The following is a 14,207-nucleotide window of genomic DNA, read 5'->3' on the forward strand; positions in this document are numbered from 1 at the left end:
TAAAATGAAGCCGGTAATCGCACTAGTGGGTCGACCCAATGTAGGGAAATCGACCTTGTTTAATCGTCTGACCCGCTCGCGCGATGCGCTGGTGGCGGACTTGCCTGGGTTGACGCGAGATCGTCACTATGGCGAGGGCCGTGTCGGCGAACGTCCCTTCCTCGTCATCGACACGGGCGGCTTCGAGCCGGTCGCCAAGGAAGGCATCATGCATGAGATGGCCAAGCAGACCAAGCAGGCCGTGGCCGAAGCCGACATCGTCGTCTTCCTGGTCGACGGCCGCCAGGGCCTGACGCCGCATGACAAAACCATTACCGACTTCCTGCGTAAAAGCGGCCGTCCGGTCATGCTGGTCGTGAACAAGTCGGAAGGCATGCGCTACACCGCAGTCGTCGCCGACTTCTACGAACTGGGACTGGGCGAGCCTTACTCGATCTCGTCGGCACACGGCGACGGCGTCGCCGACCTGGTGGACGAGGCGCTCGACCTGGCCTTCGCCCAGCGTCCCGAAGACGCGGCCGAGCTGGAGAAGACCGACCACGGCATCAAGATCGCGCTGGTCGGCCGTCCGAACGTCGGCAAGTCCACGCTGATCAACACCCTGGTGGGCGAAGAGCGCGTGATCGCCTTCGACATGCCGGGCACCACCCGCGACTCGATCGAGATTCCGTTCGAGCGCGACGGCAAGCAGTACACGCTGATCGACACGGCCGGCATCCGCCGCCGCGGCAAGGTGTTCGAGGCGATCGAGAAATTCTCGGTCGTCAAAACCCTGCAATCGATCTCGGAAGCGAACGTGGTCGTGCTGATGCTCGATGCCCAGCAGGACATCTCCGAGCAGGATGCCCACATCGCCGGCTTCGTGCTGGAAACGGGCCGCGCGCTGGTCATCGCCGTCAACAAGTGGGACGGCCTGCGCACCGACGAGCGCGACGAGATCAAGATCGACATCGACCGCAAGCTGGACTTCCTCGGCTTCGCCAAGATGCACTTCATCTCGGCGCTGAAGGCGCAGGGCATCGGTCCGTTGATGAAGTCGCTGGACCAGGCTTACGCGGCCGCGTTCGCCGACCTGTCGACGCCCAAGCTGACCCGCGCGCTGATCGAGGCGGTGGAGAAGCAGGAGCCGCGCCGCAAGGGTTCGATCCGTCCCAAGCTGCGCTATGCGCACCAGGGCGGCATGAATCCACCGGTGATCGTCATCCACGGCAATGCCCTGGACGCGGTCGGCGAGCCGTACAAGCGCTATCTGGAAAAACATTTCCGCGATACGTTTAACCTGGTGGGTACGCCGCTGCGCATCGAACTGCGTACCGGTAAGAATCCATTCGCGAAAACTCCGTCGAAATAAGCGTTTTTTTACGGGTGCGCCCTGCAAAAAAGGCAAAAACAGGTTACAGTGGCTTAGAAGCACCATTCTCCCCGTGGCGAAAGGTGTTTCAGCGAAAAATGTTTGACTTTCGCTGGGCCACGTACTTGAAATTAAGCGTTTCGCCTCCAATTCCAACACAACAACATAAAATGGAGCTGTTATGAGCAACAAAGGGCAACTGTTACAAGACCCATTCCTCAATGCCTTGCGCAAAGAGCATGTTCCTGTCTCGATCTACCTGGTCAACGGCATCAAGCTGCAGGGCCATATCGAATCGTTCGACCAGTACGTCGTACTGCTGCGTAACACCGTGACCCAGATGGTCTACAAGCACGCCATCTCCACCGTGGTACCGGCACGCGCCGTCAACCTCAACATTGAATCCGAAGCGGAATAAGCGCTTGCAACACCGCTTCTTCCCAATCTGCCTGACCGTCGTATGCGCGCAGCTCTAGTCGGTATCGATTTCGGTCAAGGCGACTTTGCCGCCAGCGTCGAGGAACTGCAACTGCTGGCCCGCTCAGCAGGTGCGGAACCGGTGACGACGATCACGGCCAAGCGCTCCTCCCCGGACGCAGCCTATTTCGTCGGCAGCGGCAAGGCCGATGAAATCGGTCTGGCCGTGCTGGATCACCGCATCGAAATCGTCATCTTCAATCACGCGCTGTCGCCGGCTCAACAGCGTAACCTGGAAAAGCGCCTGAACATCCGGGTGCTGGACCGCACCAGCCTGATACTCGACATCTTCGCCCAGCGCGCCGCCTCCCATGAGGGCAAGCTGCAGGTGGAGTTGGCTCAGCTGCAGCATCTGGCCACGCGCCTGATACGCGGCTGGACCCACCTTGAGCGTCAAAAGGGCGGTATCGGTTTGCGCGGTCCCGGCGAAACCCAGCTCGAGACCGACCGCCGGCTGATCGGCGAGCGGGTCAAGGCCTTGCGCGCGCGCCTGGACAAGCTGCGCAAGCAGCATGAAACCCAGCGCCGTTCGCGCGGCCGCAGCCAGACCTTCTCGGTGTCGCTGGTTGGCTACACCAATGCCGGCAAGTCGACGCTGTTCAACGCCGTCACCAAGGCCGGCGTGTATGTGGCAGATCAATTGTTCGCCACGCTGGACACCACCTCGCGCCGTGTCTACATGGGGCAGGAAGTGGGCAATGTGGTGATCTCCGATACGGTCGGTTTCGTGCGCGAGCTGCCGCACCAGCTGGTGGCGGCGTTCCGCGCCACGCTGGAGGAGACCATCCATGCCGACCTGCTGCTGCACGTCGTCGACGCTTCGTCGCCGGTGCGCATGGAGCAGATCGAGCAGGTCAACCTGGTGCTCAAGGAAATCGGCGCCGATCATATCCCGCAGATACTGGTGTGGAACAAGATCGACGCCGCAGGCCTGGAGCCGTCGGTTGAGCGGGATGAATATGATAAGATTTCCCGCGTTTTCCTCAGTGCCCGCACCGGTCAAGGACTGGACCTTTTACGCGGCGCCATCGTGGAATGGGCCAAGAACGCGCCGGGTGCCCGGCTCAATCAGGCCTACCACGTTGATGAAGAAGCAGACGAAGAACCAGCTGAACCCGAAGCGGAACCGGATAGCAGTCCCACCCTTACTCATGTCGGATCACACTAATGCGTGTCTCGTCACTTATGAAACGTCTCGGCTTGAAGCTGTCGCTGAACGATCCCCGCTGGGGCTCGGACCAGAAAGAAGGCAAGCCGCAAGCCAATGAAGGCAAGAAGCCCGGCGAAGGTCCGCCGGATATGGAGCAGCTGTGGCGCGATTTCAATCAGCGCCTGAACAGCTTCTTTGGCCAGAAGAATCGTCCCGACGGTAACGGCGGCAATGGCGGCGGCAGCGGCGGCAACGGCGGCCGTTCCGACCTGGCCGGCATGCGCGCCACCGCAGGCGCCATCGGCGCCGTGATCGCGCTGATCTGGCTCGCCAGCGGCTCCTTCATCGTGCAGGAAGGGCAGGCCGGCGTGGTCTACACCTTCGGCAAAGTCAGCCACCTCGCCGGCTCCGGTTTCAACTGGCGCTGGCCGTACCCGTTCCAGAGCGACGAAACCGTCAAGGTCTCGCAGATGCGCATGGTGGAAATCGGCTATCGCGGCAACGTCAAGAACAAGCAGGCGCGCGAATCGCTGATGCTGACCGACGACGAGAACATCATCGACATCCAGTTCGCCGTTCAGTTCAAGCTGAAAGACCCGGTGGCCTGGCTGATGAACAACCGCGACGAGGAGGACACCGTACGCCAGGTGGCCGAGACTTCGATCCGCGAAATCGTCGGCAAGAACAAGATGGACTTCGTGCTGTACGAGGGCCGCGACAAGGTCGCCCTCGAAACCCAGCAGCTGATGCAGCAGATCCTCGACCGCTACGCTTCCGGCGTGCTGATCTCGAACGTCACCCTGCAAGCGGTGCAACCGCCGGAGCAGGTGCAGGGCGCCTTCGACGATGCGGTCAAAGCAGGCCAGGACCGCGAGCGCCAGAAGAACGAAGGCCAGGCCTACGCCAACGACGTGATTCCTAAAGCGCGCGGCGCCGCCTCGCGCCTGTTGCAGGAAGCCGAGGGCTATCGCTCGATGGTCACTGAAAACGCCACCGGTAACGCGGCGCGCTTCAAGCAGGTGCTGACCGAGTACCAGAAGGCGCCAGGCGTCACGCGCGACCGCATGTACCTGGAAACCATGCAGCAGATCTTCACCAGCGCAAGCAAGGTGATGGTCGATGCCAAGAGCGGCAGCAACCTGCTGTATCTGCCGCTGGACAAATTGATCGCCCAGGCCGCGGCCACCGACAGCGCCGCCGCAGCGGCCCGCGCCGCCGCGCAGGCAGCCGCCATGCCGCCATCGACCACCACGCTGCCGGCCGATGTGATGCCGCAGGTGGAAGTCAGTCGCCAGCGCGATTCACGCGCCCGCGATGCCTTACGTGAACGGGAGGGTCGTTAATGAACCGCATAGCCAGTACCCTCATAGCGGCCTTCGTCGCCTTCCTGCTGCTGTCGTCGACCATGTTCGTGGTCGACCAGCGCAAGTATGCGATCGTGTTCGCGCTGGGCCAGATCAAGGAAGTGATACGCGAGCCGGGGCTGCATTTCAAACTGCCGCCGCCGTTCCAGAACGTCGTGTATCTGGACAACCGCATCATGACCATCGAGACGCCGGACGCCGAGCGCTTCATCACGGCCGAGAAGATGAACATCCTGGTCGACAGCTTCGTCAAATGGCGCATCGGCCGCAACGAGAACCAGCCCAAGCTGTACTACGTGACCTTCGGCGGCGATGAGAATCGCGCCCGTGACCGCATGTCGCAGATCGTCAAGGCGGCGCTGAACGAGGAAATCACCAAGCGCACCGTCGGCGAAGTGATCTCCGGCCAGCGCGGCAAGGTGATGGAGGGCATCCGCGCCAAGGTGGTGGCGGAGTCGGCACAGATCGGCGTCGAGATCATCGACGTGCGCCTCAAGCGCGTGGAGTACGTTGAGCAGATCAACAACTCGGTGTACGAGCGCATGAAGGCCGAGCGCCTGCGCGTGGCCAACGAGCTGCGTTCGACCGGTTCGGCCGACTCGGAGAAGATCCGCGCCGATGCCGATCGCCAGCGCGCCGTGATCCTGGCGGAAGCCTATCGCGATGCGGAGCAGATGCGAGGCGAGGGCGATGCCAAGGCTTCGGCGATCTATGCCGAAGCATTTGGCAGGAACCCGGAGTTCTACAAGTTCTATCGCAGCCTGGAAGCCTACCGCGCCACCTTCAAGAATCACGGCGACGTGATGGTGATGGATTCGAGCTCGGACTTCTTCAAGTATTTCAAGGGCTCCGGCGCCGCCGGCTCAGCCCCGGCTCCCGCCAAAAAATAAGTTGTATAGCCATTTCCGCCTAGGCGGAAATGGCAGCTATCGTATCTTTTTCCCCTCCCGCAACGCATTTTCGCGTAAAATATCAGGTTCGGCCTTCCGCTTCACGGGCCACGGCGCGTGCGTCACATTGTTCATTTTTAAATTGCCTCCCCATGCCGAATTGGCTTTTGCCCGAGAATATCGCCGACGTTTTGCCGTCGGAAGCCCGCAAGATTGAAGAGTTGCGTCGCCTGATGCTGGATAATTTCCGTCTGTACGGATATGAGCTGGTGATGCCTCCGCTGCTGGAGTACCTGGAGTCGCTGCTGACCGGCGCCGGCGAGGATACCGACCTGCGCACCTTCAAGCTGGTGGACCAGTTGTCTGGCCGCATGCTGGGCCTGCGCGCCGACATGACCATCCAGGTGGCGCGCATCGACGCCCACCTGCTGAACCGTGCCTCGGTCACGCGCCTGTGCTACGCCGGCAGCGTGCTGCATACCCGTCCGTCGGGCCTGCACTCGACCCGCGAGCCGCTGCAGATCGGCGCCGAGATCTACGGCCACGCCGGCCTGGAAGCCGACGCCGAGATCCAGGAACTGGCGCTGGCCTCGCTGGCCCTGGCCGGCTTCACCGAAGTGCGGCTGGACCTGACGCATGTGGGCGTGCTGCGCGCCATCATCGAAGGCGACGCCGCCGCGGCCAGGGACGAAGCCAGCCTGTACCTGCTGCTGCGCGCCAAAGACGTGCCGGGCCTGCAGGCCCTGACTGAAAAATACTCGCCGGTGGTGCGCGACGCGCTGCTGGCCCTGCCGAATCTGTACGGCGATGTCGAAGTGCTGAAGCGGGCGCGCGAAGTGCTGCCCGATCTGCCGGGCATCGCCAAGGCGCTGGCCGAACTGGCGGCGTTGGCGGCCTCGGCCATCAACCGCGCCGAAGTGGCGATCGACCTGGCCGACCTGCGCGGCTATCAGTACGAGAGCGGCGCGATGTTTGCGCTGTACGTGCCGGGCCTGCCGAACGCCGTGGCGCGCGGCGGCCGTTACGATCACGTAGGCGAGGCCTTCGGCCGGGCGCGTCCCGCCACCGGCTTCTCGCTCGACCTGCGCGAACTGGCGCGATTGTTGCCGACCGCGGAGCGCAAGCATTCGATCCGCGCGCCGTGGGGCAATGCGCCGGAATTGAAGGAAAAAATCGCCGAACTGCGCAAGTCCGGCGAAGTCGTGATCCAGAGTTTGCCGGGTCACAGCAACGAACTGGACGAGTTCGAGTGCGACCGCGCTCTGGTTCTCGACGATAATGGTAGCAACTGGATTCTTAAAAACTTAGGTTAGTGTGATGTCAAAGAAAAACGCAAAAAACGTCGTCGTCATCGGTACCCAATGGGGCGATGAAGGTAAAGGCAAGATCGTCGACTGGTTGACCGATCATGCACAAGGTGTGGTCCGCTTCCAGGGCGGCCACAACGCTGGCCATACGCTGGTCATCGGCGGCGTCAAGACCGCGCTGCAACTGATCCCGTCGGGCATCATGCGCCCGGGCGTGGCCTGCTACATCGGTAACGGTGTGGTGGTGTCGGTGCCGGACGTGCTGCGCGAAATCGACAAGCTGGAAAAGGTCGGCGTCGAAGTCGCGTCGCGCCTGAAGGTGTCGGACGCGGCGCCTGTGATCCTGCCTTACCACTCGGCACTGGACCTGGCCCGTGAAGCCAAGCGTGGCGAAGCCAAGATCGGCACCACCGGCAAGGGCATCGGCCCGGCCTACGAAGACAAGGTCGCGCGCCGCGCGATCCGCGTCGCCGACCTGCTGAACGAAAAGCGCTTCGCAGAAAAACTGGCCGAGAACCTGGACTACCACAACTTCGTGCTGGAGCACTACCTGAAGGCGCCCAAGGTCGACTATCAGAAGACCCTGGAAGACGCGCTGGCCTACGTGCCGCGCCTGCGTCCTATGGTGACTGACGTGTCGAGCGCGCTGTACGCGGCGCACAAGGCCGGCGCCAACCTGCTGTTCGAAGGCGCGCAAGGCTCGCTGCTGGACGTGGACCACGGCACCTATCCGTTCGTCACCTCGTCGAACTGCGTGGCCGGCAATGCCGCCGCCGGTGCCGGCGTCGGTCCGAACATGCTGCACTACATCATGGGCATCACCAAGGCCTACACCACCCGCGTCGGCTCCGGCCCGTTCCCTTCGGAACTGCCTACCGATGCAGGCGTTGGCCATCACCTGGCGCAAGTGGGCCACGAATTCGGCACCGTGACGGGCCGCGCCCGCCGCTGCGGCTGGTTCGACGCTGCGCTGCTGCGCCGTTCGGTGCAGATCAACGGCGTGACGGGCATGTGCCTGACCAAGCTGGACGTTCTGGACGGCCTGGAAACGCTGAAGCTGTGCACCGGCTACACCATCGACGGCGTGGCCGTGGACATCTTCCCGTCCGGCGCTGAAGAAGCCGCCCGTTGCGTGCCGGTGTACGAAGAAATGCCGGGTTGGACCGACAGCACCGTGGGCGCCAAGTCGCTGGCGGCGCTGCCGGCCACGGCCCGCGCTTACATCAAACGTATCGAAGAGTTGGTCGGCGTGCCGGTTGACATGGTTTCGACCGGCCCGGATCGCGAAGAAACGATCGTGCTGCGTCATCCATTCGAGTAATAAAAGGATTGCACAAAAATGACGACCCCACAAACGAACGAAAAACACCTCTGGGTCTCCTGGGATGAGTATCACCGCCTGATCGAGCGCCTGGCGCTCAAGGTGCACGAGTCGGGCTGGAAGTTCGACCAGGTGCTGTGCCTGGCGCGCGGCGGCGTGCGTCCGGGCGACGTGTTCTCGCGCATCTTCGACGTGCCGCTGGCGATCCTGTCGACTAGCTCGTACCGTGAAGAAGCCGGCACCGTGCGCGGCGACCTGGACATCGCCAAATACATGACGATGACCAAGGGCCCGCTGAGTGGCCGCATCCTGCTGGTCGACGACCTGGCCGATTCGGGCGTCACGCTGGTCAAGGTGATGAAGCACTTGAAAGACAACTTCGAAGGCGTGACCGAAGTGCGTTCGGCCGTGATCTGGACCAAGGGCAGCTCGGTGTTCAAGCCGGACTACCAGATGGAAGAACTGCCGCACAACCCGTGGATCCACCAGCCGTTCGAAGACTACGATGGCATCCGTCCGCACCAGCTGGCGGCATGGATCAAGAAGGGCGAGAGCGCAAACTAAGCTGTTTTGTTGCTCCATGGAAAAGCGGCCACTGGCCGCTTTTCTTATTTGTATGTCATGGACAACAAATATATTCTTTGAGGCAATTAAAGTTGCAAATATTATCTGTTAGATGCGTAAAAAGAAATGCATATAGGATATTTTGTGTTAAGATTGCATTAAGTAAGGAAGTGGCAGTGCTGCAAGTGAACTGTGGCCGTTTCCGCAAGGCCGCACGTTCGGCATTTTTTCAATAAGGAAAACTAGATGAAATTTAAGAATATTGCTGCAGCTCTGTGCATCGCAGCCAGCGCGGTCTCCGCACCTGCGATGGCCACAACGGTTAGCTACGACATCACCAGCGTCGCCGCTGGCACCAAGACCAACATCCTGACCCTGTTGAACATCAAGCAGTTCGATGCTCTGCTGGGCACCCTGACCGGCATCGAAATCGACTACGGTTCGCACCTGCTGGGTCAAGTCGCTGTCACCAACGAAAGCCTGAAAAAAGACAAGACCGCCGTGTTCAGCTTGTCGTCGACCATGTCGCTGACCGGTCCTGCCGGCTTGAACCTGGGTAGCGATTCGAAATCGCTGTTCAGCGCTTCGGTGACTGCAGTGAAAAACACCGCCAACGTCATCGGCAAAACCGGCACCGCCGACCTGTCCAGCAGCACTCTGCTGAGCGGCAACACCAACTTCAGCCTGTTCACCGGTACCGGCGACGTTGGCGCCTGGCTGAATATCTCGGCTCTGAGCGATGTCTCCGGCCAGACCATCACCAACACGTTCACCACCTGGGCCAACGGCCAGGGCAAAGTAACCTACACCTACAACGCCGCTCCGGTACCTGAACCAGAAACCTACGGCATGTTGCTGCTGGGCCTGGGTGTTGTCGCCTTCGCGGCCAAGCGCAAATCGCGCGCCGCCTAAGCTGAACACTCGAACCTCACGACAACGAATTCCGATAAGACTATGAAAAAATTGACGCAAACTATTTTCGCCGCAGCCGCCATGACCGTGGCACTGGGCGCCAGCGCAGCTACCGTTGTGCAGCCAACCATTGTTTCGAACATTGCCACCAACGTTGAAGACAACGACGGCGATCTGCACTTCGCCAAGTTCAACCAGTCGCTGGGTACCCTGACTTCGGTGAAATTTGAACTGTTCAACCTGCTGAGCGGCTCGATCGACGTCACCAACAACGCCCTGACCGGCGTTGCCACCGACTTCACCGTGACGGCCGGCGGCCAGATCGATGGCGACCTGCTGGGCGGCACCGTTTCGGCTATCGGTTCGGTCTCCAAGACCTTCAACCTGGCCCCGGGCCAGAGCGGCCACGTGACCCTGTCGCCATGGACCGAAAGCGGTTCCGTGGTTCTGCTGTCGTCGGCTACCGATCTGAGCGCCTTCATCGGCGGCGACGAATTCCACGCCCTGCTGACCGGCTGGTCGACCCAGGTGACTTCGGGTAGCGGCAACGCCACCTACACGCCACGCATCAACCTGGACGGCTACGCTCACGTAACCTACACCTACGAAACCGCACCAGTACCAGAACCAGAAACCTACGCCATGCTGCTGGCTGGCCTGGGTCTGATGGGTGTGGTTGCACGCCGCCGCAAATCGGCTTAAGTCGAATCTGGTGGTACACTGCAAACGGGAGCTTCGGCTCCCGTTTTTCTTTTGACCCAGGGATGCCATGACCCAGAACTTTTTCCAGACCTTCATCCTGCTGCTGCTGGTGACTGACCCGTTCGGCAACGTGCCGCTGTTCGCCAGCGTGCTCAACCCCGTGCCGGTCGCGCGCCGCTCGCGCATCGTCATCCGCGAGTGCGCGATCGCCTTCGTGCTGCTGCTGGTCTTCATGTTCTTCGGCCGCCACTTCCTGACCGCGCTGCAGTTGTCGGAAGTGTCGCTGCGCATAGGCGGCAGCGTGATCCTGCTGCTGATCTCGATCCGCATGATCTTCCCGCACCCTGACGGCGTGCTGGGCCGCACCGAAGGCGGCGAGCCGTTCATCGTGCCGCTGGCGATCCCGGCGCTGGCCGGACCGTCGGCGCTGGCCACGGTGCTGCTGTTCTCGCGCGAGAGCACCGGCGAGGTGCTGGTGCACGTGGCCGCGCTGGCGGCCGTCGGCGTGGTCTGGCTGGCGGTGTTCCTGAGCGCCGAGAAGCTGCAGAAAGTTCTCGGCCCCCAGGTGATGACCGCCTTCGAACGCTTGATGGGCCTGATCCTGACCGCGATGTCCGTCGAAATGCTGCTCGGCGGCATACGCGAGTTCGTCAAGACGCTTTAAGGCCGGGCTGCGCGGGCGTGCAAGTCGGCCGCCACCGCATCGAGCAGACGCCAGGCGCGGGCGCGGTCGCCTTCGCCGTCGGCCGGCTGGATGGGCAGGTCCGGCTTGACGCCGGCCACCTCGTTGCTGCCATCGGCGCGCAGGCGCGTGCAGTTGGGCACGCGGTAACGCAGGTGCGAATGCGGCAGCTCCACAGGTGGCGCGTCGGTCATGAAGCCGCAGCCGTCGCCGCTGCTGGCGCGGCCGACGATGCGGGCGCCGACGGCGTCCTGCATCAGCGTGGCAAACATCTCGGCCGACGAGGCGCTGCCGCCGTCGGTCAGCACGTAGACCGGGCCGTTCCAGGCGCCGCGCAAATCGTCCACCTCGGCCGCCCAGTAGATGCTGGAGGCGATATTCTTGTTGCCGAAGGCCTTGGCCGGCAGATAGTCGGCCTGTCCGCTGGCGTAGCCGGCGTCGATCAGGCGGCTGCATCCATACGGCTGCCACGGCCGCTGCTCATTCCACACCCACGACAGGTCGCAGCCGCGCGCCGCGATGCCGGCCTTGCGCGCCTCGAACGCGGCGATCGATTGTTCCAGCATCGCCCGCGCTTCAGGCGTCGCGTCCTTTTCCTTTTGCGCCGCGCGCAGTTGGCCCAGCTGCTCGTCGAAGTAGGGGATGGCCAGCGGCGCCGCCACCATCAGCAAGCGTGCCGAATGCACGTCGCGCGCGGTGAACAGGCGCGTGGCCCAGTCGCCGCTGTCGTTGCCGCCCGGGTTGCCGCCCACGTCGACCAGCACCGCCGCCACCTTCTGCTCGCGGAAGCTCTGTAATTGCGCCGCGAGCGTGCGCATCCAGGCCGCGCTGGCGGCTTCCTTCACCGGCTTGACGTCGGCGTCGCCCATCGCGCCCCTGGCCTGGCGCTCCGCCCAGGCTTGCATGCAGGCGGCAGGGGAGGCATCCTGCTGGCGGAAGCGGGCGATGCGCACGACACCCAGGCGCGTGCCATCCGGCGCCGTTACCACGCCGCTGCGGAAGCTGCGTGTCAGACCGTCGGCTTCCAGCGTGGTGCCGGGCAGGCTCTCGAACGGCAGCGAGAACGCCACGCCGCGCTGCGGTGCGTAGCCGAGTGCCGCGCAGGCTTGCGTTGCGCTCAGCTTGGAGTAGTCGACGTTGGGCAGCGCCAGCGGCTGCGCTATCTTCGTTTGCAATACAGGGCCGGCGGAGGAGAGGTGGCCGTCGCGGAAGCCGCTGATGAAGCCGGACAGTGCGACCTTGGCCATCGCATCGTCTTCGGCGATCTCCAGCAGGCGGCGGGTGCGCTTGTCCAGCGCCGGCAGATTGACGCCGCCCTGTGGCGATGCAAACCACGCCAGGTTGGCGTAGCGCTGCTCCAGCGCCGTCTTCAGCGCGGCGTAGTCGTCCAGCCAGTCCTGGCGCTCGAAGGCGCCGGCGGTGGAGGTGAGGAGCAGGGCGGGTATCAAAGCCAGTGTGGCGGCAAGACGCATCGATTGTCGCTTTCGCAGTTAATTAAAAGGCAAATCATAGTCACGCCGGCGGCATGCGTCAAATCGCTTGACCGGGGTTCGATGGAGGTCTATATTTAGATGGTTATCTAATTAGACGTTTGTCTCAATATGAAGGCTTCCAACAACGCGTTCAAGGCGATCGCCGATCCGGCAAGGCGCGAGATATTGCGCCTGCTGCGTCCGGGCGAGATGACGGCCGGCGACCTGGCGGCGCATTTCGACATGAGCAAACCCACCATGTCCCATCACTTCGCGGTGCTGGCGGAAGCCGACCTGATTACCCGCCGCCGCGAAGGGCAGACCATCTGGTACGGCTTGAACACCACGGTGCTTCAGGATGTGCTGTCGTGGATGATGGACCTGGCCGGCCCCGAAACCAAACCGAGGAAAAAATGAGAACACGCTATCTGCTATTTTGCTTCGCATTGATCGCCGCCGCCTGCGCGGCCACCTTCTGCCTCTGGCCGCAGTTGCCCGAGCGCGTGCCCACGCACTGGAATATCGACGGCGTGGTGGACGGCTACAGCTCGCGCGCGGCCTTGTTGCTGCTGGGCCCCGGCCTGATGACGGCGCTCGCGCTGACCGGCGCGGTGCTGCCGGCCATCTCGCCGCGGCGCTTCGACATGGCCGGTTTCGAATCGACTTACTACTACACCTTCGGCGTTGTCGTCGGCATGCTGGCCTACGTTTACGCGTTGGTGCTGGCGGCCACGCTGCACGTGGCCGTGCCGATGGACCGCGCCATTCCGGCCGGCGTCTTCATCCTGCTTATCCTGACCGGCAACCCGATGGGCAAGGTGCGCCGCAACTTCTTCCTGGGCATACGCACGCCGTGGACCATCGCCAGCGAACGCGTCTGGTACGCCACGCACCGGCTGGCGGCGCGGATGATGGTGGGCAGCGGCGTATTGGGCCTGCTGGCCTTGTGGCTGGGCGCCCCGCACTGGGTGCTGCTGGTGCTGATCATGGCCTGGACCCCGCTGGCGGTCGGCTACTCGCTGCTGCTGTACAAACGTCTTCCTCAACAAATCGGAGAATAGGTATGCGCTTCAAGCTCTTGCTGTCGTTGTTGATGTTATCTGTGTCGGCCCATGCGGCGCAGCGGCCGGTGTCGCTGGATGTCGGCGGCGGCACCCTGTATGGAACGGAGCTGCTGCCGGATGGCGGCGGCAAGGTGCCGGTGGTGCTGCTGCACGCGGGCTCCGGCCCGACTGACCGCGACGGCAACAGCAAGCTGCTGCCGGGCCCCAACGATTCGCTGCGCATGGTGGCCGAGGCGCTGGCCAGGCGTGGCATCGCCTCGGTGCGTTACGACAAGCGCGGCATAGCCGCCAGCGCGCTGCCGGTGTGGAAGGAGCAGGATCTGCGGCTGGACGACTACATCGGCGACGCCACCGCCTGGCTGCGCAAACTGCGCGCCGATCCGCGCTTCTCGCGCGTGGTGATGGCAGGCCACAGCGAAGGCGCGCAAATCGCCGCCGAGGCTTGCCGGCAGGCGCCGGCAGATGCCTGCGTGCTGATCGCCGGCGCCGGACATCCGCTCGACGACATCCTGCGCGACCAGCTCAAACCCAAGCTGCCGCCGCCGCTCTTCGACCAGAGCGAGCGCATACTGGCCGCGCTCAAGCAGGGCAAGACGGTCGACGACGTGCCGCAAGGCTTGATGATGCTCTACCATCCGTCGGTGCAGCCATATCTGATTTCGTCGCTGAAGCACGATCCGCGTGCGGCGATTGCGGCGCTGTCCATGCCGGTGCTGATCCTGCAGGGCACGTCGGACATCCAGGTGCAGGCCGCGGAAGCGCAGACGCTGGCGGCCGCCGCGCCGCGCGCCAGGCTGGTGGTGGTGGAGGGCATGAACCATCTGCTGAAGATCGTCGGCAGCGACGAAGCCTTGCAGATGAAATCCTACGGCAGCCCGGAATTGCCGGTGGCGCCGCAGCTAATCGACGCCTTGAGCACGTTCGTCAAGGCGCCATCAGCGGGCAAGTAGG

General features: G+C 63.1%; 15 protein-coding genes. 14 read left to right on the forward strand and 1 reads right to left on the reverse strand.

All coding sequences use genetic code 11. The features are described 5' to 3' along the window. The first annotated feature begins 4 nt into the window (after window positions 1–4). The 11 genes from der to DUGA2_RS08350 all read left to right on the forward strand — a co-directional run bounded on the left by der (window position 5) and on the right by DUGA2_RS08350 (window position 10,702). The gene (der, locus tag DUGA2_RS08300; protein WP_070268647.1) at window positions 5–1,351 is read left to right on the forward strand and encodes a ribosome biogenesis GTPase Der; all 1,347 of its coding nucleotides are present in this window, start codon (window positions 5–7) and stop codon (window positions 1,349–1,351) included. A gap of 181 nt (window positions 1,352–1,532) precedes the next feature. Beyond that, a complete protein-coding gene (gene hfq, locus DUGA2_RS08305) occupies window positions 1,533–1,769 on the forward strand; it encodes an RNA chaperone Hfq (protein WP_008450615.1) in 237 nt (78 codons plus the stop codon). 42 nt (window positions 1,770–1,811) lie between these two features. Continuing rightward, entirely contained in the window at window positions 1,812–2,996 is a 1,185-nt protein-coding gene (gene hflX / locus DUGA2_RS08310; RefSeq protein WP_008450613.1) for a GTPase HflX, read from the forward strand. 17 nt (window positions 2,997–3,013) lie between these two features. Next, window positions 3,014–4,321 (forward strand): FtsH protease activity modulator HflK, encoded by a 1,308-nt coding sequence (hflK, locus tag DUGA2_RS08315; RefSeq protein ID WP_229214633.1) that lies wholly within the window; start codon window positions 3,014–3,016, stop codon window positions 4,319–4,321. Then, window positions 4,321–5,232, forward strand: a complete 912-nt coding sequence (gene hflC / locus DUGA2_RS08320) for a protease modulator HflC (protein WP_070268651.1) — start codon at window positions 4,321–4,323, stop codon at window positions 5,230–5,232. The genes hflK and hflC overlap by 1 nt, the downstream gene beginning before the upstream one ends. A 152-nt stretch (window positions 5,233–5,384) precedes the next feature. After that, window positions 5,385–6,545, forward strand: a complete 1,161-nt coding sequence (locus DUGA2_RS08325; RefSeq protein WP_070268652.1) for an ATP phosphoribosyltransferase regulatory subunit — start codon at window positions 5,385–5,387, stop codon at window positions 6,543–6,545. A 4-nt stretch (window positions 6,546–6,549) separates the two neighbouring features. Beyond that, window positions 6,550–7,860, forward strand: coding sequence for an adenylosuccinate synthase (locus DUGA2_RS08330; protein WP_070268654.1), 1,311 nt, complete (start codon window positions 6,550–6,552; stop codon window positions 7,858–7,860). A gap of 18 nt (window positions 7,861–7,878) precedes the next feature. Then, window positions 7,879–8,424, forward strand: coding sequence for a phosphoribosyltransferase (locus DUGA2_RS08335; protein ID WP_008450601.1), 546 nt, complete (start codon window positions 7,879–7,881; stop codon window positions 8,422–8,424). Between the two features lie 246 nt (window positions 8,425–8,670). Then, the gene (locus DUGA2_RS34400; RefSeq protein ID WP_083296255.1) at window positions 8,671–9,336 is read left to right on the forward strand and encodes a PEP-CTERM sorting domain-containing protein; all 666 of its coding nucleotides are present in this window, start codon (window positions 8,671–8,673) and stop codon (window positions 9,334–9,336) included. A 42-nt stretch (window positions 9,337–9,378) separates the two neighbouring features. Further along, entirely contained in the window at window positions 9,379–10,038 is a 660-nt protein-coding gene (locus tag DUGA2_RS34405; protein ID WP_070268657.1) for a choice-of-anchor E domain-containing protein, read from the forward strand. A gap of 67 nt (window positions 10,039–10,105) precedes the next feature. Continuing rightward, a complete protein-coding gene (locus DUGA2_RS08350) occupies window positions 10,106–10,702 on the forward strand; it encodes a MarC family protein (RefSeq protein ID WP_070268658.1) in 597 nt (198 codons plus the stop codon). On the opposite strand, the gene DUGA2_RS08355 is transcribed toward DUGA2_RS08350, so the two are convergent. After that, window positions 10,699–12,192, reverse strand: coding sequence for a S41 family peptidase (locus DUGA2_RS08355; protein ID WP_083296256.1), 1,494 nt, complete (start codon window positions 12,190–12,192; stop codon window positions 10,699–10,701). The genes DUGA2_RS08350 and DUGA2_RS08355 overlap by 4 nt on opposite strands. A 129-nt stretch (window positions 12,193–12,321) precedes the next feature. On the opposite strand from DUGA2_RS08355, the gene DUGA2_RS08360 reads away from it, so the two are divergent. The 3 genes from DUGA2_RS08360 to DUGA2_RS08370 are packed head-to-tail and all read left to right on the forward strand — an operon-like array spanning window position 12,322 to window position 14,206. Next, complete coding sequence (locus DUGA2_RS08360) at window positions 12,322–12,609, forward strand: autorepressor SdpR family transcription factor (RefSeq protein ID WP_070268662.1); 288 nt, start codon at window positions 12,322–12,324, stop codon at window positions 12,607–12,609. Continuing rightward, window positions 12,606–13,253, forward strand: coding sequence for an SdpI family protein (locus DUGA2_RS08365; protein ID WP_070268663.1), 648 nt, complete (start codon window positions 12,606–12,608; stop codon window positions 13,251–13,253). Before DUGA2_RS08360 ends, DUGA2_RS08365 begins: the two co-directional genes overlap by 4 nt. 2 nt (window positions 13,254–13,255) lie before the next feature. Then, window positions 13,256–14,206 carry an alpha/beta hydrolase gene (locus DUGA2_RS08370; protein ID WP_070268665.1) on the forward strand — a complete coding sequence of 317 codons (951 nt, stop codon included), beginning with the start codon at window positions 13,256–13,258 and terminating at the stop codon, window positions 14,204–14,206. Window position 14,207 lies beyond the last annotated feature (1 nt).

The sequence above is a fragment of the Duganella sp. HH101 genome, assembly GCF_001758795.1.
Taxonomy (GTDB): domain Bacteria; phylum Pseudomonadota; class Gammaproteobacteria; order Burkholderiales; family Burkholderiaceae_D; genus Rugamonas; species Rugamonas rivuli.

Bases quoted from the DNA above. Each gene is read 5' to 3' on its own strand.
- DUGA2_RS08335 (WP_008450601.1), top strand. From the start codon at position 7,879: ATGACGACCCCACAAACGAACGAAAAACACCTCTGGGTCTCCTGGGAT.
- DUGA2_RS08325 (WP_070268652.1), top strand. From the start codon at position 5,385: ATGCCGAATTGGCTTTTGCCCGAGAATATCGCCGACGTTTTGCCGTCG.
- hfq (WP_008450615.1), top strand. From the start codon at position 1,533: ATGAGCAACAAAGGGCAACTGTTACAAGACCCATTCCTCAATGCCTTG.
- hflC (WP_070268651.1), top strand. From the start codon at position 4,321: ATGAACCGCATAGCCAGTACCCTCATAGCGGCCTTCGTCGCCTTCCTG.
- DUGA2_RS08330 (WP_070268654.1), top strand. From the start codon at position 6,550: ATGTCAAAGAAAAACGCAAAAAACGTCGTCGTCATCGGTACCCAATGG.
- DUGA2_RS08355 (WP_083296256.1), bottom strand. From the start codon at position 12,192: ATGCGTCTTGCCGCCACACTGGCTTTGATACCCGCCCTGCTCCTCACC.
- DUGA2_RS34400 (WP_083296255.1), top strand. From the start codon at position 8,671: ATGAAATTTAAGAATATTGCTGCAGCTCTGTGCATCGCAGCCAGCGCG.
- DUGA2_RS08365 (WP_070268663.1), top strand. From the start codon at position 12,606: ATGAGAACACGCTATCTGCTATTTTGCTTCGCATTGATCGCCGCCGCC.
- DUGA2_RS08360 (WP_070268662.1), top strand. From the start codon at position 12,322: ATGAAGGCTTCCAACAACGCGTTCAAGGCGATCGCCGATCCGGCAAGG.
- der (WP_070268647.1), top strand. From the start codon at position 5: ATGAAGCCGGTAATCGCACTAGTGGGTCGACCCAATGTAGGGAAATCG.
- hflK (WP_229214633.1), top strand. From the start codon at position 3,014: ATGAAACGTCTCGGCTTGAAGCTGTCGCTGAACGATCCCCGCTGGGGC.
- DUGA2_RS34405 (WP_070268657.1), top strand. From the start codon at position 9,379: ATGAAAAAATTGACGCAAACTATTTTCGCCGCAGCCGCCATGACCGTG.
- DUGA2_RS08370 (WP_070268665.1), top strand. From the start codon at position 13,256: ATGCGCTTCAAGCTCTTGCTGTCGTTGTTGATGTTATCTGTGTCGGCC.
- hflX (WP_008450613.1), top strand. From the start codon at position 1,812: ATGCGCGCAGCTCTAGTCGGTATCGATTTCGGTCAAGGCGACTTTGCC.
- DUGA2_RS08350 (WP_070268658.1), top strand. From the start codon at position 10,106: ATGACCCAGAACTTTTTCCAGACCTTCATCCTGCTGCTGCTGGTGACT.